The sequence below is a fragment of the Caballeronia sp. ATUFL_F2_KS9A genome (assembly GCF_023630765.1).
GTDB classification, from domain to species: Bacteria; Pseudomonadota; Gammaproteobacteria; order Burkholderiales; family Burkholderiaceae; genus Caballeronia; species Caballeronia zhejiangensis.
The window spans coordinates 111,393-134,446 of the sequence record NZ_JALQEK010000024.1 but is presented as its reverse complement, the minus strand read 5'-3'; the positions used below and the strand labels follow the sequence as shown (position 1 = coordinate 134,446).

At 63.5% G+C, this 23,054-nt stretch carries 23 protein-coding genes and 1 pseudogene; 20 read left to right on the top strand and 4 right to left on the bottom strand.

The annotated features are described in order from the left end of the window. Window positions 1-250: 250 nt before the first annotated feature. The 15 genes from NCS67_RS14430 to NCS67_RS14360 all read left to right on the top strand — a co-directional run bounded on the left by NCS67_RS14430 (window position 251) and on the right by NCS67_RS14360 (window position 14,820). The gene (locus NCS67_RS14430; protein WP_033536083.1) at window positions 251-844 is read left to right on the top strand and encodes a TetR/AcrR family transcriptional regulator; all 594 of its coding nucleotides are present in this window, start codon (window positions 251-253) and stop codon (window positions 842-844) included. Between the two features lie 77 nt (window positions 845-921). Next, entirely contained in the window at window positions 922-1,968 is a 1,047-nt protein-coding gene (locus NCS67_RS14425; protein ID WP_250435511.1) for a Gfo/Idh/MocA family protein, read from the top strand. Beyond that, window positions 1,965-2,780, top strand: a complete 816-nt coding sequence (locus NCS67_RS14420) for a shikimate dehydrogenase family protein (protein ID WP_250435510.1) — start codon at window positions 1,965-1,967, stop codon at window positions 2,778-2,780. The genes NCS67_RS14425 and NCS67_RS14420 overlap by 4 nt, the downstream gene beginning before the upstream one ends. A gap of 64 nt (window positions 2,781-2,844) precedes the next feature. Continuing rightward, the gene (locus tag NCS67_RS14415) at window positions 2,845-3,873 is read left to right on the top strand and encodes a LacI family DNA-binding transcriptional regulator (protein ID WP_250435509.1); all 1,029 of its coding nucleotides are present in this window, start codon (window positions 2,845-2,847) and stop codon (window positions 3,871-3,873) included. Between the two features lie 185 nt (window positions 3,874-4,058). Further along, complete coding sequence (locus NCS67_RS14410) at window positions 4,059-5,045, top strand: TRAP transporter substrate-binding protein (protein ID WP_008353932.1); 987 nt, start codon at window positions 4,059-4,061, stop codon at window positions 5,043-5,045. An 18-nt stretch (window positions 5,046-5,063) separates the two neighbouring features. Further along, window positions 5,064-5,621 (top strand): TRAP transporter small permease, encoded by a 558-nt coding sequence (locus NCS67_RS14405; RefSeq protein WP_008353934.1) that lies wholly within the window; start codon window positions 5,064-5,066, stop codon window positions 5,619-5,621. Further along, window positions 5,618-6,883: a TRAP transporter large permease gene (locus NCS67_RS14400; RefSeq protein ID WP_008353936.1), complete on the top strand. Its 1,266-nt coding sequence runs from the start codon at window positions 5,618-5,620 to the stop codon at window positions 6,881-6,883. Before NCS67_RS14405 ends, NCS67_RS14400 begins: the two co-directional genes overlap by 4 nt. Continuing rightward, window positions 6,859-7,653: a 3-ketoacyl-ACP reductase gene (locus tag NCS67_RS14395; protein ID WP_008353938.1), complete on the top strand. Its 795-nt coding sequence runs from the start codon at window positions 6,859-6,861 to the stop codon at window positions 7,651-7,653. The genes NCS67_RS14400 and NCS67_RS14395 overlap by 25 nt, the downstream gene beginning before the upstream one ends. Before the next feature lie 23 nt (window positions 7,654-7,676). After that, window positions 7,677-8,435 (top strand): enoyl-CoA hydratase/isomerase family protein, encoded by a 759-nt coding sequence (locus NCS67_RS14390; RefSeq protein WP_250435508.1) that lies wholly within the window; start codon window positions 7,677-7,679, stop codon window positions 8,433-8,435. 12 nt (window positions 8,436-8,447) lie between these two features. Beyond that, on the top strand, window positions 8,448-9,266 hold the full coding sequence (locus NCS67_RS14385; protein ID WP_250435506.1) for an aldo/keto reductase: 819 nt from the start codon (window positions 8,448-8,450) through the stop codon (window positions 9,264-9,266). Between the two features lie 11 nt (window positions 9,267-9,277). Further along, the gene (locus NCS67_RS14380) at window positions 9,278-9,742 is read left to right on the top strand and encodes a MaoC family dehydratase (RefSeq protein WP_175982492.1); all 465 of its coding nucleotides are present in this window, start codon (window positions 9,278-9,280) and stop codon (window positions 9,740-9,742) included. A 1-nt stretch (window position 9,743) separates the two neighbouring features. Continuing rightward, on the top strand, window positions 9,744-11,267 hold the full coding sequence (locus NCS67_RS14375) for an acyl CoA:acetate/3-ketoacid CoA transferase (RefSeq protein ID WP_250435504.1): 1,524 nt from the start codon (window positions 9,744-9,746) through the stop codon (window positions 11,265-11,267). A gap of 20 nt (window positions 11,268-11,287) precedes the next feature. Continuing rightward, entirely contained in the window at window positions 11,288-12,448 is a 1,161-nt protein-coding gene (locus tag NCS67_RS14370; protein WP_008353943.1) for an acyl-CoA dehydrogenase family protein, read from the top strand. Window positions 12,449-12,452: 4 nt separating this feature from the next. Then, window positions 12,453-14,048: an acyl CoA:acetate/3-ketoacid CoA transferase gene (locus tag NCS67_RS14365; RefSeq protein ID WP_250435503.1), complete on the top strand. Its 1,596-nt coding sequence runs from the start codon at window positions 12,453-12,455 to the stop codon at window positions 14,046-14,048. Then, a complete protein-coding gene (locus tag NCS67_RS14360; protein ID WP_034471896.1) occupies window positions 14,041-14,820 on the top strand; it encodes an enoyl-CoA hydratase/isomerase family protein in 780 nt (259 codons plus the stop codon). The genes NCS67_RS14365 and NCS67_RS14360 overlap by 8 nt, the downstream gene beginning before the upstream one ends. 3 nt (window positions 14,821-14,823) lie before the next feature. Here NCS67_RS14360 and NCS67_RS14355 read toward each other — a convergent pair whose 3' ends face one another. After that, the gene (locus NCS67_RS14355) at window positions 14,824-15,669 is read right to left on the bottom strand and encodes a sugar phosphate isomerase/epimerase family protein (protein ID WP_250435502.1); all 846 of its coding nucleotides are present in this window, start codon (window positions 15,667-15,669) and stop codon (window positions 14,824-14,826) included. 391 nt (window positions 15,670-16,060) lie between these two features. Then, window positions 16,061-16,855, bottom strand: coding sequence for an IclR family transcriptional regulator (locus NCS67_RS14350; protein WP_250435501.1), 795 nt, complete (start codon window positions 16,853-16,855; stop codon window positions 16,061-16,063). Between the two features lie 156 nt (window positions 16,856-17,011). Here NCS67_RS14350 and NCS67_RS14345 point away from each other — a divergent pair, with 156 nt between their 5' ends. The 4 genes and pseudogenes from NCS67_RS14345 to NCS67_RS14330 all read left to right on the top strand — a co-directional run bounded on the left by NCS67_RS14345 (window position 17,012) and on the right by NCS67_RS14330 (window position 20,168). Beyond that, entirely contained in the window at window positions 17,012-17,995 is a 984-nt protein-coding gene (locus NCS67_RS14345; RefSeq protein ID WP_250435500.1) for a hydroxymethylglutaryl-CoA lyase, read from the top strand. Beyond that, window positions 17,992-18,441 (top strand): annotated as a pseudogene (locus tag NCS67_RS14340) (CoA transferase); the annotation flags it as partial. The gene NCS67_RS14345 and the pseudogene NCS67_RS14340, both read left to right, overlap by 4 nt. A gap of 468 nt (window positions 18,442-18,909) precedes the next feature. Then, the gene (locus NCS67_RS14335; protein WP_250435499.1) at window positions 18,910-19,452 is read left to right on the top strand and encodes a HEPN/Toprim-associated domain-containing protein; all 543 of its coding nucleotides are present in this window, start codon (window positions 18,910-18,912) and stop codon (window positions 19,450-19,452) included. A gap of 119 nt (window positions 19,453-19,571) precedes the next feature. Next, a complete protein-coding gene (locus tag NCS67_RS14330) occupies window positions 19,572-20,168 on the top strand; it encodes a hypothetical protein (protein WP_250435498.1) in 597 nt (198 codons plus the stop codon). A gap of 427 nt (window positions 20,169-20,595) precedes the next feature. On the opposite strand, the gene NCS67_RS14325 is transcribed toward NCS67_RS14330, so the two are convergent. Further along, the gene (locus NCS67_RS14325; RefSeq protein WP_250435497.1) at window positions 20,596-20,943 is read right to left on the bottom strand and encodes a hypothetical protein; all 348 of its coding nucleotides are present in this window, start codon (window positions 20,941-20,943) and stop codon (window positions 20,596-20,598) included. Between the two features lie 189 nt (window positions 20,944-21,132). Beyond that, window positions 21,133-21,369: a hypothetical protein gene (locus NCS67_RS14320; RefSeq protein ID WP_250435496.1), complete on the bottom strand. Its 237-nt coding sequence runs from the start codon at window positions 21,367-21,369 to the stop codon at window positions 21,133-21,135. A gap of 849 nt (window positions 21,370-22,218) precedes the next feature. Between NCS67_RS14320 and NCS67_RS14315 the strand changes: the two genes are divergently transcribed. Beyond that, a complete protein-coding gene (locus NCS67_RS14315; RefSeq protein WP_250435494.1) occupies window positions 22,219-22,437 on the top strand; it encodes a hypothetical protein in 219 nt (72 codons plus the stop codon). Window positions 22,438-23,054: the final 617 nt, after the last annotated feature.

Genomic DNA, 23,054 nt, shown 5'->3' with positions numbered 1-23,054 from the left:
TCATTTCCGGGCACTACGCAACGAGATTTTCGGGAGGCGAAAAATGGAACGCGCGCAGTCGTTTGCGGAGAAGGCGGCGAAGAGCTCGACAAATGGGGGTCGTGTAAAATCAACCGCAAATTCCGCAGCATCCCCGTCCGTTGCTTCGCCTCGTTCGAGGCCGAGCCGGCAGTCCGATCCCCACCGAGATGAACCGTTGAGTCAGAACGACAAGACCGACAAAACAAGCGCCGCGCCCAAAAAATCTCCGATGTACGACAGCATCAAGGATCTGGCGAAGAAGCTCCTGATCGCGCACGGCTATCACAAGACAACGTTTGGCGTGATCGCGAAGGAGCTCGGCATCACGACCACCAACATCCACTATCACTTCGGCAACAAGAACAGTCTCGTCGAGGAAGTGGTGAAGGAATACGTGGCCGGCGCCACCGCGGGACAGAAGAAAATCTGGCTCGACGAAACGCTGTCGCTGCGAGAGAAGCTGCAGGCGGAAGTCGCCTACAACCGCAATCTGTTCCGCAAATACAATCCCGGCGGCAAGACGCGCAGGCCGTGGAGTCTGATTGGCCGGCTTCGCCTGGAAAGCGACGTCCTGACCGACGAGGCGCGCGCGGCGCTCGCGGGCTTCACGACCGAGATCCACGCGGCCGTCGAAGTCGCCGTCGAGCATGCGAGCCGCACCGGCGAGCTGAAGCGCGACACGCCGAAGGAAGACCTGATCTTCCTGCTCACGCACCTCGTCGACAGCCTGTCGGTATTCGCACAGGACGCGGGCGGCTTCGAGCGTGTCGAACAGTTCATGAACTCTTTCTCCGTCGTGGTGCTCGCGAAATACACCAAGTGAATCTTTCCCGTCGATGTCATCGGCGGCTGGACAATTAGATCGATCTACCTTATTGTCTTTCAACGGAGACAATAGACATGAACGAGACCGGTTTCAAGCTCGCAGTCGTCGGCGCGGGCATGGCATCCGCGCCGCATCTGGCGAGTCTGCTGGCCTTGCAGGACCGCGCGACCGTTCGGTATGTCGTTGCGAGGTCGCGGGAACGCGCAAGCGCTTTCGCCCGACAATTGCCGCATGCGCGCGTCACGCTCGATCTCGACACCGCGCTCGCCGATGACAACGTCGACGGCGTGCTGCTGCTGACGCCGCCGAACACGCATCTCGAACTCGGCGCGATGATCGCGGCGGCGGGCAAACATCTGCTGGTCGAGAAGCCCATCGACCTCACCACGTCCCGCGCGCGCGAGCTGGTCGCGCTATGCGAGCAACGCGGCATCGTCGCGGCTGCGGTGCTGCAACATCGCACGCGCGACGCAGCGCGCAAGCTCCGTCAATTGCTCGACGCGGGCGCGCTCGGCGACATCCACAGCGCGAGCATCGCCGTTCCGTGGTGGCGTCCGCAGTCCTATTACGACGAACCCGGACGCGGCACGCGCGAGCGCGACGGCGGCGGCGTGCTGATGACGCAGGCCATCCATACGCTCGATCTTTTCTTGTGGCTGGTCGGCCTTCCCGACGAAGTGTTCGCCTACGCGATCACGAGCCGCGCGCACCGCATGGAATGCGAGGACACCGTCGCGGGCGTCATGCGATACCGAAGCGGCTGCGTCGCGTCGCTGCACGCCAGCACGGCCATCTTTCCCGGCTTTCCCGAACGCATCGAATTGAGCGGCAGCAACGGCAGCGCGACGCTCGGCGGCGGCAGGCTCGTCGTGCAGTACATGGACGGCACCACGCTCGACGAAGGCGAAACCGCTTCGCTCGGTTCAGGCGCGAACCCGATGGCCTTCTCTCATCACGCCCATCAGGCCGTGATCGCCAATTTCATCGACGCCGCCACGCACGGAATCGAGCCGGTCGCGTCATTGCGCAGCGCCTTGAATGCGCATCTGCTGATCGACGCGCTGATCGCCTCGTCGGATGAGCATCGACTCATGATCGTCAACCCGGACTCGTCATCATGACTTTCGCACTGAACGCCGCTGTTTCCGGAGACACGCGCCTCTTCGCCATCGTCGGCGATCCGATTGCGCAAGCGCGCTCGCCGCTCGTCTTCAACGAGATATTCCAGCGCATGGGCGTGAACGCGGTGCTCGTGCCGATGCAGATTCCCGCCGCGTCGCTCGCGACCGCCATCGCCGGGCTGAAGACGATCGGCAATCTCGATGGCATCGTCGTCACGGTGCCGCACAAGATATCGATGACCGGCCTCGTCGACCGGCTCCTGCCGATGGCGCGGAAAGTGGGCGCGATCAATTGCATGCGCCGCGTCGAATCGGGCGAATGGGTCGGCGAGATGTACGACGGCGAAGGCTTCACGCGCGGACTGCGAAAACAGGGCCACGAGCCGCGCGGCATGTCGGTGTTTCAGGCGGGCGCGGGCGGAGCCGGAAAAGCGCTCGCGCATGCTCTGTCCAGCGCGGGCGTGAAAGCGCTGCAATTGATCGATGTGGATCGCGCGAAGCAGGACGCGCTGATCGCGGAGCTTGCGCACGCTTATCCCGATGTGAACGTCTCGGCCGGAAGCGCCAGTCCCGCGGATGTCGATATGGTCGTCAACGCGACGCCGTGCGGCATGGCGGCCGGAGATCCGTTGCCGTTCGACATCGCGCGGCTCGACCGCCGCGTGCTGGTGGCGGACATCATCATGAAGCCTGAACGCACACAACTGCTCTGTCAGGCCGAAGAACGCGGCCACCGCATCCATCTCGGGCGTCGTCTGCTGGAGAATCAGGCGGAGATCGTCGCCGAGTTCTTCGGCATCGCGCATGGCTGACCGGAAGACGGATCTCGCGGCCGATTCGGATACACTCCGGGCATACGACTCATCGACCGTTCCAATGACCCGAGGCAAACCAGGTTCTCCCGTCACGCTGCTGGATATCGCAAACGATCTCGGCCTGTCCCGCGCAACGGTCTCGCTCGTGCTGCGCAACAGCCCGCGCATCTCCGAAGCCACGCGCGAGCGCGTGCTGGAAGCGTTCAAGCGCAAAGGCTACGTCTACAACCGCCATGCGGCGGGCATGCGCAGCAATCAGACGAACACCGTCGGCGTCGTCGTCAACGACCTCGCCAATCCGTATTTCACGATGCTCGTCCGCTCCATCGAGGCGAGCCTGAGCACGCAAGGGTTCATCACGCTGCTCGGCAACACCGACGAATCGCTCGAACGCCAAGGCCGCTTTCTCGATACCGTGCGGCAGCACAATATCGACGGTCTCATCGTCTGTCCGACCGAATCGACGACGGCCGCGCAGATGCGTCAGGTGCTCGCGTGGGGCATTCCGTGCGTCTTCGCTTCGCGTTACGTGCCGGGCCTCAAGGCCGATTACGTCGGCGTGGACAATCGTCGCGGCATGGCGCTCGCGACCTCGCATCTGATTTCGCTCGGGCACACACGCATCGCGATGATCGGCGGCGTGATGCGCGCGTCGACCGGCAGCGACCGCGCCGAGGGCTATCGCGACGCGCTGCGCGACGCGAAGATCAAACTCGACGAACGGCTGCTCGTGCCGTCGCCGCTGACGCGTCACGACGGAAAGCGCATCATCACCGAACTGCTTGCGCTGAAGAATCCGCCGACGGCCGTCGTATGCGGCAACGACATCGTCGCGTTCGGCGTGATGCTCGGACTGCGCGCCCACGGCATCGAGCCTGGCGCAGACTTCGGCGTCGTAGGCTTCGACGACGTGCCGGAAGCCGAACTCTGGGAGCCGCCGCTGACCACGGTCCAGGTCTTGCAGGACGACATCGGCCGCGCCGCCGCCGATCTGCTGCTCAAGCGCATGACGGAGCCTTCGCGCACGCCCACGCGCATCGTCTCGGAGCCGGTTCTCGTCATCCGCGGAACCTGCGGCGCGCGCAAATAAGCGCCTCATACCCGGACGTGCTCCGTTCGGGTTTCCCTTATAAAAATCTCCTTGCACCGTATCCGCGCAGCTTTTACCCTGTAGTAGATCGATCTAACAGATTTTCGCAGTCGCATCGGCAGCGTCTCTTCGCGCCTTTTTCGTCGCAATGCAATATGGACATCAGACCCATAGGAGTCCGAGACATGCATGACTATCTGCTTTCTCGCCGCAAGATTTTGATGCTCACGGCTGCGTCGGCGGCCGCGGGTTGCCTGCCGCGCCTGGCGAGCGCCGACACCCCGACGATCCGCATCGGCGATGTCGTCGACCGCCACAATCCCGAGGTCATCACCGAGAATCTGATGGCCAAGCGTCTGAAGGAAACGACCGGCTTCGACGCGCGCGTATTTCCGGACGGCGTGCTCGGCTCCCACACGCGCATGAACGAGCAACTGCGCAACGGCACGCTCGAAGTCACGGTGACCAACGTGGCGGACCTGGAAGGCTACGACAAGCGTCTCGGACTCTTCGCGATGCCCTTCGCGTTTCCCGACCGGAAGTCGCTCTTCGCGGCTCAGGACGGTGCGCTCGGCAAGGCCTATGCGGGCATCCTCGACAATCTCGGCTTCGTGCTGCTGGGCTGGTTCGACTCGGGCTTGCGCAGCGTCTACAACCGCACGCGTCCGATCAACGAACCCGGCGATCTGAAGGGCCTGAAGATCCGTACGCAAGGCAATCAGATCATGATCGCGACGTTCAACCAGCTCGGCGCACAGGCGACGCCGCTCGACACGACGCAAATCTATTCCGCGTTGCAGCAGGGCGTCGTCGATGGTGCGGAGAACTCGGTGACGTTCTTCGTTCAGCAGCATCACAGCGAGGTGGCGAAGCACTACTCGTACACGAATCACTTCTTCTCGATCGATCCGATGCTCGCCAGCAAGAAGTGGTTCGACTCGCTCGACCCCAAGAAACAGGACGCCGTGAAGGAAGCCGCCGCGCAGGCTCAGCAGCACGAACGCGATCTGTGGCTGGCTTCCGATGCGAAGTATCTGGCCGAAGCGAAGAAGGCCGGCGTGGCGTTCAACGACGCGAATCTTCCCGCGTTCCAGGCAGCGGTCAAGCCGATCTATACGAAGTACCGCGCCAACTTCGCCGAACTGGGCACCTACCTGCCCGCCCTCGGATAACCGCCGGAGGTTCCCGACATGAAACCCGATCCGCGTTCGCGCGAGCCACGGGACAGCATCAACAAGGTTGCGGCGTTGCGCGTGCTCGCGAGCGTCGAAGACCTGCTGATAGCGGTCCTGGTTTTCGCGATCTTCTGCGTCGTTCTTGCGGGCATCCTGTCCCGCTTCGTCTTCCACGTCTCGCTCTCGTGGAACATCGAGGTCAGCGTCACGTTGATGATCTGGATGACCTTCATCGGCATCGCGGTCGGGGTGCGCGACAAGGTGCACGTCGCTTTCGAACTCTTCGAAGACAAGCTGAGCGGCCGATGGCTCGCGCTGGCGTCATTCGCGCAGATGCTGTTGATGGGCTTCCTGCTCGTGGCGCTCACTTGGGGCGGCTGGCAGTTCATGCAGCTCGGGCTCAACCAGATGACGCCGAGCGGCATCCCGCAATGGATATCGTTCGCCGCGATTCCCGCCGGCAGCGCGCTGGGTCTGCTGCATCTCGCGGCGCACGCATGGGACCTGGCCGCCCACGCTAACCTCGAAAGCGCGCAACACGGCCACGGCCATACCGAGACGAGGACGCAATGATTCTGACCGTCGGACTGCTCGCGCTATTCGTCGTCGCCGGCGCGCCGATCATCGCTTCGCTGGGCGCGGTCGGCACCATCGACGGCCTGATGCAAGGCCTGCCGCTGACCAACATCGCGCAGGCGATGTATCACGGCGTCGATTCGTTCACGCTGCTCGCGGTGCCGCTGTTCATCCTCGCCGGAGAAATTCTCTTTCATTCGGGCTCGGCCGGGCGCCTCGTCAACTTCATGAATCTGCTGGTGGGCCGCGTGCCCGGCGGGCTCGGCGTTTCCGCCGTCGCCTCGACGATGGTCTTCTCCGGCTTGAGCGGCTCCGTCAACGCGGATGCCGCCGCGATCAGTTCGGCGATGCTGCCGTCGATGGAAAAAGCCGGCTATCGCAAGGAATGGTCGTCCGCGATTATCGCGGCGGCGGCCGGCACGGGCATTTTGATTCCGCCGTCGATCACGATCATCGTGCTGGCGACGGTCGCGAACATGTCGGTCACGAAGCTCTTTCTCGCGGCGACGCTGCCTGCCCTGCTGGTCGGCATCACGAAGATGCTCATCATCATGTATCGCGCGCGCTCCGAGCCGCCCGTCGCGCCGGTCCACTTCAGCGTGCGCGAGCTCGGCCGCGCGTTCATGCTCGCGATCCCCGCGCTCGGTGCGCCGATCATCATCCTGGGCGGGATCTTCATGGGCTTCTTCACGGCGACCGAGTCCGCTGCGGCGGCGGTGGCCTACGTGACGATCATCACGCTCGTGCAGCGATCCATTCCGAACCGCGCATGGCTCGGCATTCTGATCAAGGCGGGCCGCACCAGCGCAATCGTGCTGTCGCTCGTCGGCGTCGCGCAGATTCTCGGATACATGCTGGCGTACAACTCGGTCGGCGAGCAGGTCGCCGAATTCGCTACGCAACTGACCGGCAACAAGTTCGTCTTCACGGTGTTCATCGTGGTCGTGTTTTGGCTGCTGGGCGCGTTGCTCGACGGCATTCCCGCGCTCATCCTGCTGATTCCGCTATTCCTGCCGATCGCGCAGGACGCCGGCTTCAGCGACATCCATTTCGCGATTCTCGCCATCGCCATCGTCGGCATCTCGCTCGTGACGCCGCCCATCGGCACGGCCTGCTTCATCGTCACCGGCGTCGCCAACATCCGAATGGTGAATCTTGTGCGGCCCATGCTGCCATTCATGGCCATAATGTTCGTGACCATCCTGCTGCTGGCTTTCGTGCCGGCGTTCTCCGAATGGCTACCTCATCTCCTGTACTGACGCCGCGCCGCGCCCCGCCGCTCGCGCTCGTCACCGGCGCGCGCCGCGGCATCGGCGCGAGCATCGCGATCGAGCTGGCGACGCGCGGGTTCGATCTCGCGCTGATCGACATCGATGACGACAACGCGAACGAAACGATGGCCGCCGTCGAAGCGCACGGCGCGCGCGCACGCTTTTACCGGCACGATCTCGCCGATAGCGCCGCCCATCGCGCGCTCGTCGAGCGCATCGTTTCGGACTGCGGGCCGATCACCTGTCTCGTCAACAACGCGGGCGTCTCGGCCGGGCAGCGCGGCGATCTGCTGGAGGTAGACGAGCAGTCCTATGACCGCGTCGTCGATATCAACATGCGCGGCACGTTCTTTCTCACGCAGGCCGTGGCGCGCCACATGGCCGCGATCGGCAGCGAAGATTCGCGCAGCATCGTCTCGGTGTCGTCGGTCAGCGCCGAACTCGCGTCGACGGAGCGCGGCGAATACTGCATGTCGAAGGCCGGGCTGGGCATGCTCACCAAGCTGTTCGCGCTGCGCCTCGCGCCGCTCGCAATCGGCGTATTCGAAGTGCGCCCCGGCATCATCCGCACGCCGATGACGGAAGGCGTCGCCGCGCGCTACGACGAACGCATCGCCGGCGGCATCGTCCCGATGAAGCGCTGGGGCGCGCCGCAGGACGTCGCGTCGGCCGTCGCGGCGCTCGTCTGCGGACAGATGGCGTTCGCGACGGGCAGCGTGCTCAACGTCGACGGCGCGCTCTCCGTTCCGCGCCTGTGACCACGACGACCGAGGAACCATCGATGGGACACATTCTCTCGCGTCGCGAAGATGCCGTGCTCGTGCTGGAACTCAGCAATTCGGGCAAGGCCAACGCGCTCGACTTCGCGATGCTGGCCGCGCTCGACGAGCAGATCGCGCAAATCAACCGGGACGACGGCATTCGCGCCGTCGTGCTGCGCGGCACGCCGGGCGGCGTGTTTTCGTCCGGCGCCGACATCCGCGAATGGTCGGCGCTGAGTCCGGAGACATTCGCGACGCAATGGGTCGGCGAAGGCAACGCGGTGTTCCGGCGCTTCGAACGGCTGCGCTGCCCGACCGTGGCCGTCATCGAAGGACTGTGCTTCGGCGGCGGCCTGGAACTCGCGCTGTGCTGCGATCTGCGGCTCGCTGGCACCGGCGCGCGCCTGCGCTTTCCGGAAGTTTCCATCGGCGCCATTCCCGGCTGGGAGGGCGGCGACCGCTTGCAGCGCATCGCGGGCCGCGGGCGCGCGCTCGAAGCGGTGCTGCTGTCGCAGGAGATCGATGCATCGACCGCGCTGCAGTGGGGCATCGTCAATGCGGTCTGCGCGCCGCAGGAAGTCGAAGCGCAGTTGCAGGAATGGACCGCGCGCCTGTGCCGCGTATCGCCGCGCGCCGCCGCGCTTGCCAAGGCGCTGATCGTCGATGACCACGACGATCCGCACGCAGCCTATACATCGGCCGCGCTCGCGGTCCGCTCCAGTCCCGACGCGGAGCTCGGCATCCGCGCCTTTTTCGCGAAGACGGCCGCCGTCTTCTGATGTCACGACACCATGAACATACTTTTCCAACGCACGCATCAACGATCTTTCGGCACCTGGCCGCTCAACGGACAGCAACTGCGCGACGCGCTGACGGACGCGATCGAAACCGGCTATCGCGCGATCGATACCGCGCAGCTCTACGACAACGAACTCGGCGTCGGCTCGTCGCTGCGGGCGATCGGCATCCCGCGCGACGAGTTGTGCATCACGACCAAGATCGCGCCCGCCAACGATTCCGACGAACGTTTCATGCCGTCGCTGCGCGAAAGCCTCGAGAAGCTGAAGATCGAGCAGGCCGACGTCCTGCTGCTGCACTGGCCGCCCGCGGACGGCAACGTCGCGCCTTCCGTGCGGCGCCTCGAAGAAGCGGCGCGCGCGGGCTTGACGCGTCATATCGGCGTCAGCAACTTCAACGCCGCGATGATGCGCGCCGCGAAAGCCGCGACCGCGCTGCCGCTCATCACCAATCAGGTCGAGTTCCATCCGCTCTTGAATCAGCGTGTGCTGATGGATACCGCCATCGAGACCGGCATTCCGCTTTCGTCGTACTGCTCGGTCGCGCGCGGCGAAATCTTCAACTATCCGCTTTTCGAGGAAATCGGTGCGCGCTACGGCAAGTCGGGTGCGCAGGTGGCGCTGCGCTGGATTCTCCAGAAAGGCGTCCCGATCAACACGATGTCGACGCAGCGCAGGAACATCGAGGCCAACTTCGACGTGATGGACTTCACGCTGTCGAGCATCGACATGCATCGCATCGACGCGCTGAACGACACCAATTACCGCATCGTCAATCGCGAACGGGTGCCGTATGCGCCCGAGTTCGACTGATAAGGAACCGCATGAGCCATCCCCTGCTCTTCGACGAGATCGAGCCCGGCCTCGGCTTCACGACGTCGGGCATCGTCGTCACCGAAAGCCATGTCGTGCAGTTCGCGGGCATCTCGGGCGATTTCTTCGATGTCCACATGGACGACGAATTCGCCCGCGATGTCGGCTTTCCCGGCCGCGTCGCGCACGGTCTGCTGTGCCTCGCCATGCTCGACGGCCTCAAGAACCGCGCGGCGACGCGCTTCGCCGCCGTCGCGACGCTCGAGTGGACGTATCGCTTTCACAAGCCGGTGCTGATCGGCGACCGCGTCCAGGGGCGCATCCGCGTGCTGGACAAGCGTCCGACGCGCCGCTCCGATCGCGGCATCGTGCGTTTGCAGGTCGAAGTACACAACCAGGACGGCGTGCTGATCCAGGACGGAATCAACGTGCTGATGGTCCGCGCGGGCGCACGGACGGACAACGAGAACCGATGAAATGAAGCGTGCACACCTGACCGATGCGGATTTCATGGCGGCGGCGATCTTCGACGGCGCGGTCGTCGTATTGAGCGGCTCGGGCGGCGGACTCGTCGAACCCGATCACATCACGGAAGCCATCGAGCGCCGCTTTCTCGCGACGGGCCATCCGCGCGATCTCACGCTGATCCACGGCCTCGGCATCGGCGACGGCGTCAAGAGCGGCATCAGCCGCTTCGCGCACGAAGGCATGGTGAAGCGCGTGATCGGCGGCCACTGGACCTGGTCCAAGCCGATGCAGAAGCTCGCGCGCGAGGAACGCATCGAGGCCTACACCCTGCCCGCCGGCGTGATCCAGACGCTGATCCGCGAAGCCGGCGCGGGCCGCCACGGACTCGTCACGCACATCGGCCTCGATACCTTCGCCGATCCGCGCCACGGCGGCGGGCGCGTCAACCTGCGCGCGCGCGACGATCTCGTCGAAGTCGTCACGCTGGGCGGCAAGGAACTGCTCTGGTACAAGCCCTTCGAAATCGACTTCGCGATCGTGCGCGGCACCACGGCGGACATGCAGGGCAATCTGACATCGCGCGAAGAGCCGGCCGATATCGACGCTTTCGCCGCCGCGCTCGCCGCGCACAACCGCGGCGGCCGCGTGTTCGCGCAGGTGCGCGACGTATGCGCCACGCCGATCACGCCGGCGCGCGCGGTCACCGTGCCGGGCGTTCTCGTCGACGATATCTGCGTGTACGCGGATCAGAAGCAGACGACCAGCGGGCACTACGATCCGGCCATCAGCGGCGAAGCGCCCGCGCCCGACACGCGCATGCCGCCGCCGCTGCCCGAGGGCATCCGCTACATCATCGCGAAACGCGCCGCGAAGGAGCTGGAACCCGGCGCGTGCGTCAACTTCGGTTACGGTTTGCCCGATGGCATTCCCGCGGTGGCGCATGCGGAAGGCGTGGACATCAGCTGGACCGTGATCGAGCAGGGATCGCACAACGGCGAACTGCTGGGCGGCGATCTGTTCGGCGCCACGCGCCATGCGAGCGCGATCCTCAAGTCCACCGATCAGTTCGACCTGTTCAGCGGCGGCGGCATCGATATCGCGTTCCTCGGCATGGGCGAACTCGACGCGCAAGGCAACGTCAACGTCTCGTGGCTGGGGGAGAACATCGTCGGGCCGGGCGGCTTCGTCGACATCACGCAGCGCACGCGCAAGGTCGTCTTTTGCGGCACGTTCGAGGCGAAGGGGCTTGAAGTCGAGCTGGAAGACGGGCAAGTGCGCATCCGGCGTCACGGCGCGGTCCCGAAGCTGGTCGAGCAAGTGCGCCACATCACGTTCAGCGGCAAGCGCGCCCGCGCGGACGGCCAACAAGTGCTTTACGTCACCGAGCGTGCCGTCTTCGAACTCGCGCCCGAAGGCTTGCGGCTGATCGAAATCGCGCCGGGCGTCGACCTCGTTCGCGACGTGCTCGAACGTATGCCCTTCGAAGTCTCGTTGCATCCGTCGCTGCGTGTCGCCGCGACCAGTGCTGACTAAAACTCGAATCGGAGAGATCGATGGACTTCACGCTGAGCGACACGCAGAAAATGATGATCGAGACCGCGCGCCGCTTCGTCCGGTCCGAGTTGCAGCCGCTCGAACAGCAAGTGGAAGAGGAAGGCGCGCTCGCGCCCGAGATCGCCCGCGACTTGCAGGCGCGGGCGCGTGCGCTGGGTCTTTATGCGGTGAACATGCCCGCCGAACTCGGCGGCGGCGGACTGAACACGGTCGATTCGATGCTATGCGAGGAGCAGTTCGGCCACAGCTCCGACATACTCGTGCGGCGCGCGTTCGGCAACGTCTACGACGCGCTGCTCGCCTGCGAAGGCGAACAGATCGACCGCTGGCTGAAACCGGCGATTGCCGGCGCGCGAACCTGCGGCCTCGCGATCACCGAAACGGGCGCGGGTTCGGACGCCCAGGGCATCGAAACCACGGCGCGCAAGACGTCGTTCGGCTGGGCGCTGAACGGCAGCAAGCACTTCATCAGCGATGCGCAATGGAGCGATTTCTTTCTCGTCTCGGCCCGCACCGGCGAGAAGGAAATCTCGCTCTTCGCGGTCGACAAGAATCTTCCGGGTTTCACTGTCGGCCGCGATCAACGGATGATGGGTCTTCGCGGCACGCCGCACCACGAACTCTTCTTCGACGACGTCCCGCTAGAGCCGATGGCCCTCATCGGACGACAGGGCGAAGGCTTCAAACTCGCGATGAACATGCTCGGCCGCGTGCGCCTCGCGTTGATCGGCGCGCGCGGCATCGGCAAGGCGACGCACGTGCTCGAAATGATGATCGAGTACGCCGGCGAACGGCGGCAGTTCGGCACGCGCATCGGCGATTTTCAAATGATCCAGCAACTCATCGCGGACAGCGTGATGGAGATCAACGCGGCGCGGCTGATGCTGCTCAACACCGCGAGCATGATGGACGCGGGACAGGACGCGCGCGACTGGATTTCAATGGTCAAGGTGCAGGCTTCCGAGACGCTTGGGCGCGTCGTCGATCGCGCGGTGCAGGTCTTCGGCGGCATGGGCTTCTGCAAGGAGCTGGCCATCGAACGCTATTACCGCGATGCGCGCGTCTATCGCATCTTCGACGGCACCTCGGAGATTCATCGCGGCATCATCGCGCGCAACGCGATGAAGCGCGGCGCAGCGCTGTTCGACCTTCATCGATAAAAACATGAGAAAGCTCATTACCGCGGACGCGGCGGCCAGGCTCGTGCGAACCGGCGATGTCGTCAGCATCAGCTCGTCCAGCGCGCTCGGCTGCCCCGACAAGATTCTCGCGGCCATCGGCGAGCGCTTCGAGCGCGAGGGACAGCCGCGCGACCTCACGACGCTGAACCCGATCGCCGCGGGCGACATGTACGGCGTCAAGGGCATCGATCATCTCGCCCGGCCCGGGCTGCTCGCGCGCACGCTCGCGGGCTCGTATCCGAGCGGCCCGTCGTCGCTGCCGATGCCGAACATCTGGCGCATGATCGCCGACAACGAAATCGAGGCCTACAACGTTCCGAGCGGCATCCTGTTCGACATGCACCGCGACGCCGCCGCGAAGCGTCCCGGCGTGCTGACCAAGGTCGGAATGGGCACGTTCGTCGATCCCGATTTACAGGGCTGCGCGATGAACGCCGCCGCCGCCGCGCGTCCGGTCGTGCGCAAGGTGTCCTTCGATGGCGATGACTGGCTCTACTTCCCGGCGATCGCGCCGCGCGTGGCGATCATCCGCGCGACCACGGCCGACGAAGCGGGCAATCTCGGCTACGAACACGAAGGCGCGCTGCTGGGCGGCATCGATCAGGCGCTGGCCGCGCGCAACAACGGCGGCATCGTGATCGCGCAGGTCAAGCGCGTGGTGAAATCCGGCACGCTGCGGCCGCACGACGTGCGGGTGCCCTGCAATCTGGTCGATTACGTCGTGGTCGATCCGGACCAGTGGCAGACCACGCAGACGCCCTACGATCCCGCGATCAGCGGCGAAGTCACGCTTCCGATGGATTCGTTCGAGCCGACGCCGTGGGGACCGGAGAAGGTCATCGCCCGCCGCGCCGCGATGGAGCTCGCGCATGGGTACGCGGCCAATCTGGGCTTCGGCATTTCGGCCAATGTGCCGCGCATTCTGCTCGAGGAAGGCTTGCACGGCGAAGTGACGTGGGCGATCGAACAGGGCGCGGTCGGCGGCATGCCTTTGCTCGGGTTCGCTTTCGGTTGCGCATCGAACGCGGACGCGATCGTCGCGTCGCCGAACCAGTTCACGTATTTTCAGGGCGGCGGCTTCGACATCGCACTGCTGTCCTTTCTGCAAGTCGACGCCGATGGCAGCGTGAATGTCTCCCGGCTCGCGTCGAAACCGTATCTGACGGCGGGCTGCGGCGGTTTCGTCGATATCACCGCTCATGCGCGCCGCATCGTGTTCTCGGGCTTTTTCACCGCGGGCGCGCAGCTGGAAGTCGGCGGCGGCAGGCTCGCGATCGTCAAGGAAGGCCGCACGCGCAAGTTCGTCCGGACGGCCGAGCAGATCACGTTCAGCGGCCGCGTGGGGCGCGAGCGCGGGCAGCGCGTGACCTACGTGACCGAACGCTGCGTCATCGATCTTCTCGATGACGGGCTGACCGTGCGCGAGATCGCTCCCGGCGTGGATTTGCAGCGCGACATTCTGGATCAGGCCGAGGTTGCGCTAAAGGTCGCCTCGGATCTGCGTCAGATGGATGCAGCGCTTTTCACCGATGCGCCCTTCGGACTCCGGCTCAAACCTCCCGAAGGACGCCATGACTGATCGCTTCGTTTCCATCGTTCGCGATGCGGCTGTCGCCATCGTCACGCTGAACCGGCCGGACAAGCTCAATGCGCTGACGCCCGCCATGCTGGATCAACTCGAAGATGCGGCCCGCGCGATCGAAGCCGACGATGAGACGCGCGTCGTCATCCTCGCGGGCGGCGGCGTGAAGGCGTTCTGCGTCGGCGCGGACATCAACGAATGGGCCGCGCTCAGGCCGCTGGACATGTGGCGCCACTGGGTGCGGCGAGGTCATCAGGTCTTCGACCAATGGGCGCGGCTGCGTCAGCCCGTGATCGCGGCGATCAACGGTCATGCCTTCGGCGGCGGGCTGGAACTGGCGATCACGGCCGACGTGCGTATCGCGGCCGAAGAGGCCCGTTTCGCGCTGCCGGAGGCATCGATTGCCACTTGCCCCGGCTGGTCGGGCACGCAGCGGCTCGTGCGTCTGACCGGCGCGAGCCACGCAAAATACCTCGCCTTGAGCGGCGCGCGCGTGACGGCCGCGGACGCGCGGGCGTGCGGCCTTGTGCACGAGGTCGTGCCGCAGGACCGCGTGCTGGAACGTGCGCATCGACTGGCGCTGGACATGGCGGCGCGCGCGCCGGTGGCGCTGCAACTGACCAAACAGTTGCTCAACGCCGCGAGCGGCGAGGAAACCGGCTCGACTCTCGAAGCGATGGCGGGCGCGCTCGCCGCGAGCACCGAGGATGCCGCGGAGGGCATCCGCAGTTTTAGCGAGAAGCGGCCGCCGATTTACGTCGGACGTTGATGCTCAGCAGCACTCGAACAGGCGCTCGCGGCAGATCCGCAACGTCTCGTCGGCCGGGCGCGCCCACCAGTCGAGCCGGGAAAAAATCTCCACTTCGACGGGACCGTCGTAACCGGCGGCTTCCACCGCCGCGCGCAGCCGCTTGAGATCGATGACGCCATCGCCCATCATTCCGCGGTCCTGCAACGGATCGCGGGTTTCGACCAGCCAGTCGCATACGTGCAGCGCGAGGATGCGGTCGCCCGCGCGCGCGATGGCGGGCATCAGCGCCGGATCCCACCAGACATGGTAAGCGTCGATGGCCACGCCGAAGCCTCCCTCGCGCGACGGGTCGAGCCGGTCGCACCAGTCCAGCGCCTGGTCGAGCGTATTGAGCAGGCTGCGATCGGCCGCGTACGCCGGATGCAAGGGCTCGAGCGCGACGCGCACGCCCGTTTCGTTCATCGTCGGCTGCAAGGCGGCGAGACCGTCGAGAATCTGCTCGCGTGCATCGTCGATATCGCGCGAACCGGGCGGCAATCCGCCGACGACGGCGACGAGCATCGGCGCGCCCAGCACGGCTGCCGTTTCCAGTGCGCGGCGGTTGGAGTCAATCGCGGCGCGACGGCCCGCGGCGTCGTTGGCCGCGAAATACGCCGTGCGGCAATACGCGCCGACCTTCAGGCCGGCCGCGCGGATCGCACTGGCGGCTGCTTGCGGATTGTTCTCGTCGATTTCCTGACGCCACGGCGTGATCCAGCCGAAGCCCTGTTCGGCGATGCGTCCGGCCGTCACTTCGATCGGCTCGCGATAGCCGAGCGTGCCCGTGTTGATGCAGCAGAGATCGCCGCGCCCGTTAAGTTCACGCATGGTTCACCTCAGAAACGTTGGATCATCGGGCCGCCGTCGACGCAGCCATCGTGCGGATCACGCGGGCCACGTTTGCCCGCGAGGCCGAGCGCGGCGGCCGCGTCGGGGTCGCGTTATCGGCGAGCAGATTGTTCGTGCATCGACCTGGGCGGGGCGGTCAGGGCACGCTCGGCCTGGTCAAAAGACTCTAAGGCAAGTAGATCGATCTAGCAAGTGCTATGCGGCCGCGTTACGTTCAGCGGCATCGGATTGTGCGCGGTGAAACGCTGATCTGCGAATTTCGCGCGACGCGCGCGCTGTGTGTCAAGCAAGCCGATGGAAAGCTGAAAGCCGTCGAGATTCCCGACTTCATCCGTGCGGCGTGCGCGTGAAAGCATGTGACTGCCGTCCTTCAGGCAGAGCGCTCGCTTTCATCGGCGGCTGGCGGCGCTTTCACGAAGCTCGCGATGCTCGCGTCATATCTCGATCCGTTTCCGCCCAGTGCGACGGTCGCTCGCCGCGCGCTATCGAGCAACATCGCCAATGCTGCATCGATGACCGCCGGAGCATCGAAACGGCCCTTTGGTCCTGAAAGCGTCAACGCGCCCTGCAACTCGCCGGTCGAATTGAACACGGGCACCGAGGCCGATGCCGTTTCCGGATCCCTCTCGCCAAACGAGGTGGCCCATAGCCGTTCGCGGATCTCTTGCCAGCGCGGATCCTGTGTCTCCGAGAACGCGAGCAGGACTTTGCCGGAGGCGCCCTTATCGATCGCGAACTCCTCTCCGACGCGAATCGATACCCGAACGCTGCGGCTAGGTTCGACGCGATACAACACGAGACGTTGATCGCCCTGGCGTACGTAGAAACTGGCCGTTTCGCCCAAGTCCCGGCTCAACTGCTGAAGCAACGGTTCGATCACAGGCCCCACCTGAAACGACCGCTGATAGAGCGTCGCAAGCCGCAACGGCTGATGACCGATTGCGTATTGCCCGTCGCTCAGCTTCCGGATGAATCCGCCATGCTCCAAAGCGCCGAGCAGTCTCAAAACCGTACTCTTATAAAGCTCGGTCCGGCGTGAAAGCTCGGTCAGGGTCAGCCGGTCGTCGGTCGGCCCGAAGGCATTGAGTATGGCGAACGCCCGGTCAAGAACGGCGACGCCGCTCGACGCCTCGTTCGTATCGGACGGCTGGTCTTCCTTGGTCATGCACCGCTCCCGAATCAATTTCCACGACTATACAGTTCTATCCAGTAGAACTCCAGTTCTGAAATCCGGGGTTAACCCCGCTTTCAGCGATAAACGTCTTCGCCTAAAGTTCTCTCTAACAAAACACAGGTCTATCTGACAGAACTAAGGAGCGAAATGAGCGCCTCACATCGCCGAATACTGATCAGCGAAGTCGGCCCGCGCGACGGCTTGCAGAGCATCCGAAGCGTCATGCCGACGTCCGCGAAACTCGAATGGATATCCGCGCTGGCGGCAGCGGGACTCAAGGAGATCGAAGTGGGATCGTTCGTTCCGCCGAAACTTCTGCCCCAAATGGCCGATATCCGCGAAGTCGTCGCTCACGCGTTATCCATTCCGGACCTTCGTGTCGCTGTCCTGGCGCCGAACCTGCGCGGCTCGCAAAGCGCGTTCGAAGCCGGCGTCCATAAAGTCACGTTGCCGGTGTCCGTCACCGATGAACACGCGTTGGCTAATGTCCGCAAAACGACCGCGCAGTTGATCGATGAGGTGCGCAGCATCGTCGCGCTGCGCGATGAGCAGTTCCCCGGAACAGAAATCGAAGCGGGTGTATCGGTCGCATTCGGCTGCACGATCGCGGGCACCGTGACCGACGACCAGACGATGCGCATGTGCCTCGCGATGGCCGAATGCGGTGTCGACGAAATCGGCCTGTCCGATACGAGCGGTTATGCCAACCCCGTTCAGGTTCGCCGCCTGTTTCGCCGGCTGCAATCGGAAGTCGGCGCGAAGGCGGGCGGCGCTCATTTCCACAACACGCGCGGTCAAGGCCTGGCAAATGTCGAGGCGGCACTCGATGCCGGCGTCACCACGATCGATTCGAGTCAGGCGGGCCTCGGCGGCTGCCCCTACGCGCCGGGCGCGACGGGGAACATCGTTACCGAAGACCTCGCGTTTCTGCTCGAGGCGATGGGCTACGACACGGGCATAGACATCGACAAGCTCATTGCCGCGCGCTCGATCCTCGCACAGGCGCTTCCGGGCGAAGCGCTCTACGGACACGTACAGGACGCGGGATTGCCGAAAGGTTTCTCGTACGCAGACGGGCGCGCGCCGAGTGCGCCCCAGCCGGAAGGCTGTTTGTTGGGAGCGGCGCAATGAGCGAAGTGCATTCGGACCAGTCCTTGCCGTACAGCGGCGTGCGCGTCGTAGAGATGACGCACATGGTGATGGGGCCGACGTGCGGCATGGTGCTGGCAGACCTCGGCGCGGAAGTGATCAAGGTCGAGCCGATCACCGGCGACAGCACCCGCAATCTGCGAGGCTCGGGAGCAGGCTTCTTCAGCACGTTCAACCGCAACAAGAAAAGCATCGCCGTCGATCTGAAGGACCCGCGCGGCGTGGAGATCGTGCACAAGCTGCTTGCGAACGCCGATGTCTTCAGCGAGAACTTCAAGAGCGGCACCGTGGACAAGCTCGGCCTCGGCTATTCGGCCTTGTCCAGACTCAATCCTCGTCTGATCTATGTGTCGCACAAGGGCTTCCTGCCCGGTCCCTACGACCATCGCACCGCGCTCGACGAAGTCGTGCAGATGATGGGCGGTCTCCTACCGTTTCGCAGCGAATTCGAGCATGGGTGCGCGGTGACGTCCGAAGCGTTGCGACGGCCGGAAGTATGGAGGCGAGTGCTGGCGCTGACTGATGAGCTCGAGCGGGCGGGCAGCATGTATGCGGAGGCAATCGGCGAGTTTCTGCCGGCACCGGAGCTCGACTGGCCGCCGTCAGCTGCAACCAGGTGGCGCGGCCGCAATCGCGTCAAGCCGTGACATACGACCTGGCGTTCGCGCTGGTGTTTTGAGCGGCGAGGGCGTCGTCGATGCCGCCGCGTTTCGGCCGTCTGTTCGAAGAAGCGGCAACCAGGAAGCCGACGGAGCACCGACAAAGATCGCAGCCAAGAAAGTGGCTTGGCGAGTGAAAAAAGTCGGCGAATCAGCCTCGAAAGGCTCCTTGCTTTTACGGCAGACCGCATCATCCGATGCCGTCGAAGGGACCAGCGCAATCCGCTCATCCACGCCATGCCCATCGACAAATCGGACGCCGAGGTCGAGATGGAGTTCGTGTACTCCGCAACGGCGGATACTCTTCGTCGACGGCTCGGGCGCGCCGGCTTCAACCGCGCATCGTTGGGTGAAGAGTTCCGCAACTACTACGACAAAGTCTGCCACATGTCGGAAGGACGGCATCTGCACTTCATCGGCGAATCCGCCGAGGCCCAGGGTGACGCGTTCTGTCACGCTACGCTTGACGATTGGCTGGACGCGTTGGCCAACGCCGTAAAAGCTGGGGTGACCCCAGCTCGGCGTGCAACCGAAGTGTTCAAGCCGTCAGGCAATCCGCTCGTAGACATTATCACCGGACCAGATAAACCCGAATTCGACGAGCTTCAACCGGCACATGGTCTCCTGGGCTTTCCATGCAGTTCGTTCGACAACATGGCAGTTGCAATGCTCGAAGTCACGGCCGGAAACGCGATATGCGAGCTGAATGTAACGTCGTTCATCTTGCATCGAGGCGACATCACGTTCGACGACATGCTCGGACGTAGGGACGAATACTGAACGCGGTGTGCGCGATCCAGAATCGCGCTCGTGCTCAAACGAACATTGTCTTCGAGACATCAAGAATTGGCGACGTAGCCAGCGAAGTCGCCTGGCACTCTCACAACGGACCCAACACAATGAGCATCAAAGAACCCAACCAACAAGCTGCAACGAACAATTTCCAAGAAGTCGCCAGAACCATCGTAGCCTTCATGATGGACTGCGGCCTCCGTGACGCCGACGTGAACGCGGGTAGTCTGGGCCTTGCCTTCGAATACGCGTACAGGCCGCTTCCAAGATTCTGGCGCGACTTTGACTTAACGGCGCTCGTCGAGGCCATCTCAGAGCGTTTTCCCGATTGGCGCGCCGCCGTCCAGAAGCCCGACCGGACTGCCGAGGACGTATTGCGCGAAGTTAGAGAGATTTTGCAATGCCACGCGTTCGACGAAGCGAACGCTGAGATGATGATGGGTGTCCCCAAAGAAGCTCGTCCAACTGAATGGCAAGCAGCCGCCGATTGGATATGCAAAGAGCTTCGCAAGCAGAAGCTCGGAGCGGAGCTTGAATTTGCACTTCAAGACGGCAACCGTTGCGGCGAAGGCGCATTGCAAGAATTGCACTGCCTCGAGTGCGCTGCGAACGGCCTTGAGTTCGAGCGAATCGGAACTAGCGTCGCCCGGACCTGGCGCAACCGGGTGTTGGCTGAGCGGCAGAAAAACGGCTGCAGCGCCTGAGAGGAATGGGTGCAATCGGACGATGCGATTGTGGCGTTCGGTGTCGTCTATTAGGCAGCCCCACATCTCTTTATCGCGTCCGCTGGGTGCGCCGCCATTCGCGCGGTCGAGAACAGCATTCGCTGCAATCCGGGACGATACCGAGCGCCGAAAACGGCATCAGCTTCAACGATTGGTGCCGCTCGATAAACGCACCGCGAACGCGCCCTTTCCGATGCACACGCTGCTCCCATATGTAACGCGGCCTTCTCAAGTGTCTTCGATTGAGACGAGCGACTCCTGCGCCGGAGGTTTGTTTGAGGCGTCGCACGAGTAATCGATATACCAGTGCCGCGGGAATTAGCCCACGAGACAAGGTCTCCCGTACGGAGTTAAACGCGCGCGTATCTACAAGGAAACCAGCGACGAAATCAAAGCAATACGCCACTCAACGCCTTTCGAACTCTCGCGAAGTGAGCCACCGGCGCACTGCTTTTATGAAACCCATGCTCCGATGCTCGCCATCCTCCCGTTCGGTCAGTTGCGCGACAGCGGGGGTACCCCGCTCAGCGACATATCTTTCCAGATAGCGCCGAAGGTCATCAGGCGTTGGATGTGTGCCCCATTCGCTTCCTTCCGCTACCGAATTTAAAGCGATCCAGGAGTCGGGAGGAACAATGTCCTCGATGAACGCAGCGTCGCTCGTGATCCGAATCCGGCCGACCGTCACGTCATAGTCCGCCGCGACCTGTCGATCACCTACCATCACCACCGCTGCTACAGTCTTCATCTTCATACGACCCCATACGCTCATGCACTCGCAACGGTAGGGCGATATGCTTGATGTAGCGTAAAGCAGCCAAAAAAGACGTGAGGCCTAAGAATTGTTCGAAACGCGCCCCGTACTCGCGGCAACTGCAGCCGCCGAATCACGGCCTCGCCCGGAACCCGTTTCTCAACCAGCGCAAATACAGCACGGTTGTTATTAAGGGCTGTCTGGCCGACGACCTTCGGTGAGGCCGTCATCGCCAATGCCCAAAGCCCAGCGCAAATCTCGCGCAAATTCGAGGCAGGTGTTTTTCCATTCAGGCGTACCGAAATCGACGTCGCGCGGATTCTTCTTCCCCCGTGCGCGCCGGATTGTCTCGATGCTAAGAGCCAGCGCCCGGGCATCTCCGTGTAGCTGCTCGTCCGCAATTGGTCGTCGTTGTTCCTTATCCATCACTCGATTTTCGGCATTCGCTTCAAAAACTTTATGGGCCGGAGAGCGCTCGCAGGGTGCAATTGGCGATTGAGATGCAGGAACTGGTGGCAGCCCTGGTGAGTAATTGCTCGAATCACACCAGTCCCAGCGCTAGCTACGATTGACAACTCACGCCGTGCTGAACAAATCGTCATTGCGCGTGCGGCGATCGAGTCGGGTTGTGGCGAGCAAGGAAGGAGATTAGAGACGATGAAGATGTCGGACATCCTCAAACGCTTGCGCCACTGCCACAGCTGCAGCAGGCGAATCTGGCTCCAATCCCACCCAGTTGCCTCTTCGTCGCTGCATCCACGCGGCGTCAAGAAGACGTGGAGACCGGGAGAAAATCCTTGCTGCTGGGGCAGCAATCGGTTCATTTCCTCGACGAACAGAGACGGCCGAATCGGAGGGAGGCTTGCGTTTATCAAGTTGAATGCTCGGCATGGGTATCCGTTCGGCGCCTCCACGCGGACAAGAAGGCGAGTTTCGCCCATGCAAACGCATCGGCGCCGACGTTCGCTTCTCGAAGCCCGGTGTATGCGCAGAAGTATTCGAAATCCTCTTGCCCCGCGTGCCCTAGTTCGTTACGCGGCGGGAGAGCGCTCGTAACGAGTTCGAGAAGATCGTGAGGGTTTCCGTAGCATATGGATGCCTCCTTCGACGGTGACATCATTTCAGCAACGAGCGGGCCAAGCTTCCAACGAGAACGATGACTCCATGCTGCGATGCCGCGAGCGGTACGAGTCAAAGAAGTGCCGGATTGCGCCCAATGCAGGACACGTCCGCGCAAACCGCGCGCGAGGGCGGCCAGACAAAGGCTCCGAACCCATGGCGCGGCATCAAGACAAACTTCAGCTCGGCCGCGACGATCCCGCACTCGCGTTCGGGGTAGCCAGGCTGTACTTCAATGACATCTCGTCCATTTCGCTCGTCTTCCCTGCTCTCGCTCATGAGAACGCCGCCGACGGCCTCGGTTGCACTGACAGCGAGTCACGCGCCCTGGGCGTGCGCCGCCAAGGAAGCGCTGAAGAACACGCCCGAGTTTGAGCACAACAACGTCAAGCCGCCGCCCAAACCGCACAAGCTGAAGGACGCGCGATAGCGCAAAAAAGACGAAGCCCCGACCGATAATTCCGCCGAGGCTTCGCATACTACGATTGCGTCAACTTTCTACAATGGTTTGCTACCGCGGGACACAACATCGACATGGACGCACGGTCTCGCGCTAGCGTGTGAACCGGGCGCATGCCCAAAACCCCGACTAGCCGCTCTTCTGCGAACGCGCCGACTAGCTCAAAGCCGGCGAGAGACTGAATGGCAATTCGCCGAAGGTACTCGGCCTCATCGAGTGATCGTAGCTGCGATATGAAAGGGAACGCCAAGGCCCATTCGTGCAGCGACAGGCGTCGAACATGCATGTTGATCCTTCGACGGATCGTCACGGATCGGATGGTAGTGATGACTCGCGATTTTTGCACGGAAGCTTGACGACACAAACCGGCCAGTTGCAGACGTTTCACTAATCCGGACTTCGGTCATTTGAGAGACGGCTTCTTCGGGGAAAGCGGTCGTACACCTGAGATGTGGATGCCGGGGCAGAGACCCCGCCCGGGCGCTTACCGCCGCTGCACATGGAGCACAACGTGCAAGGCGCTTCGCCAGCC

What these genes read in the sequence shown, in the direction of transcription:
- NCS67_RS14335 (WP_250435499.1), top strand. Translation starts at nt 18,910, where the DNA reads ATGCCCATCGACAAATCGGACGCCGAGGTCGAGATGGAGTTCGTGTAC.
- NCS67_RS14320 (WP_250435496.1), bottom strand. Translation starts at nt 21,369, where the DNA reads ATGGATAAGGAACAACGACGACCAATTGCGGACGAGCAGCTACACGGA.
- NCS67_RS14380 (WP_175982492.1), top strand. Translation starts at nt 9,278, where the DNA reads ATGAGCCATCCCCTGCTCTTCGACGAGATCGAGCCCGGCCTCGGCTTC.
- NCS67_RS14415 (WP_250435509.1), top strand. Translation starts at nt 2,845, where the DNA reads ATGACCCGAGGCAAACCAGGTTCTCCCGTCACGCTGCTGGATATCGCA.
- NCS67_RS14430 (WP_033536083.1), top strand. Translation starts at nt 251, where the DNA reads ATGTACGACAGCATCAAGGATCTGGCGAAGAAGCTCCTGATCGCGCAC.
- NCS67_RS14385 (WP_250435506.1), top strand. Translation starts at nt 8,448, where the DNA reads ATGAACATACTTTTCCAACGCACGCATCAACGATCTTTCGGCACCTGG.
- NCS67_RS14345 (WP_250435500.1), top strand. Translation starts at nt 17,012, where the DNA reads ATGAGCGCCTCACATCGCCGAATACTGATCAGCGAAGTCGGCCCGCGC.
- NCS67_RS14325 (WP_250435497.1), bottom strand. Translation starts at nt 20,943, where the DNA reads ATGAAGATGAAGACTGTAGCAGCGGTGGTGATGGTAGGTGATCGACAG.
- NCS67_RS14400 (WP_008353936.1), top strand. Translation starts at nt 5,618, where the DNA reads ATGATTCTGACCGTCGGACTGCTCGCGCTATTCGTCGTCGCCGGCGCG.
- NCS67_RS14410 (WP_008353932.1), top strand. Translation starts at nt 4,059, where the DNA reads ATGCATGACTATCTGCTTTCTCGCCGCAAGATTTTGATGCTCACGGCT.
- NCS67_RS14395 (WP_008353938.1), top strand. Translation starts at nt 6,859, where the DNA reads ATGGCTACCTCATCTCCTGTACTGACGCCGCGCCGCGCCCCGCCGCTC.
- NCS67_RS14420 (WP_250435510.1), top strand. Translation starts at nt 1,965, where the DNA reads ATGACTTTCGCACTGAACGCCGCTGTTTCCGGAGACACGCGCCTCTTC.
- NCS67_RS14360 (WP_034471896.1), top strand. Translation starts at nt 14,041, where the DNA reads ATGACTGATCGCTTCGTTTCCATCGTTCGCGATGCGGCTGTCGCCATC.
- NCS67_RS14315 (WP_250435494.1), top strand. Translation starts at nt 22,219, where the DNA reads ATGGCGCGGCATCAAGACAAACTTCAGCTCGGCCGCGACGATCCCGCA.
- NCS67_RS14390 (WP_250435508.1), top strand. Translation starts at nt 7,677, where the DNA reads ATGGGACACATTCTCTCGCGTCGCGAAGATGCCGTGCTCGTGCTGGAA.
- NCS67_RS14350 (WP_250435501.1), bottom strand. Translation starts at nt 16,855, where the DNA reads ATGACCAAGGAAGACCAGCCGTCCGATACGAACGAGGCGTCGAGCGGC.
- NCS67_RS14375 (WP_250435504.1), top strand. Translation starts at nt 9,744, where the DNA reads ATGAAGCGTGCACACCTGACCGATGCGGATTTCATGGCGGCGGCGATC.
- NCS67_RS14370 (WP_008353943.1), top strand. Translation starts at nt 11,288, where the DNA reads ATGGACTTCACGCTGAGCGACACGCAGAAAATGATGATCGAGACCGCG.
- NCS67_RS14355 (WP_250435502.1), bottom strand. Translation starts at nt 15,669, where the DNA reads ATGCGTGAACTTAACGGGCGCGGCGATCTCTGCTGCATCAACACGGGC.
- NCS67_RS14330 (WP_250435498.1), top strand. Translation starts at nt 19,572, where the DNA reads ATGAGCATCAAAGAACCCAACCAACAAGCTGCAACGAACAATTTCCAA.
- NCS67_RS14425 (WP_250435511.1), top strand. Translation starts at nt 922, where the DNA reads ATGAACGAGACCGGTTTCAAGCTCGCAGTCGTCGGCGCGGGCATGGCA.
- NCS67_RS14365 (WP_250435503.1), top strand. Translation starts at nt 12,453, where the DNA reads ATGAGAAAGCTCATTACCGCGGACGCGGCGGCCAGGCTCGTGCGAACC.
- NCS67_RS14405 (WP_008353934.1), top strand. Translation starts at nt 5,064, where the DNA reads ATGAAACCCGATCCGCGTTCGCGCGAGCCACGGGACAGCATCAACAAG.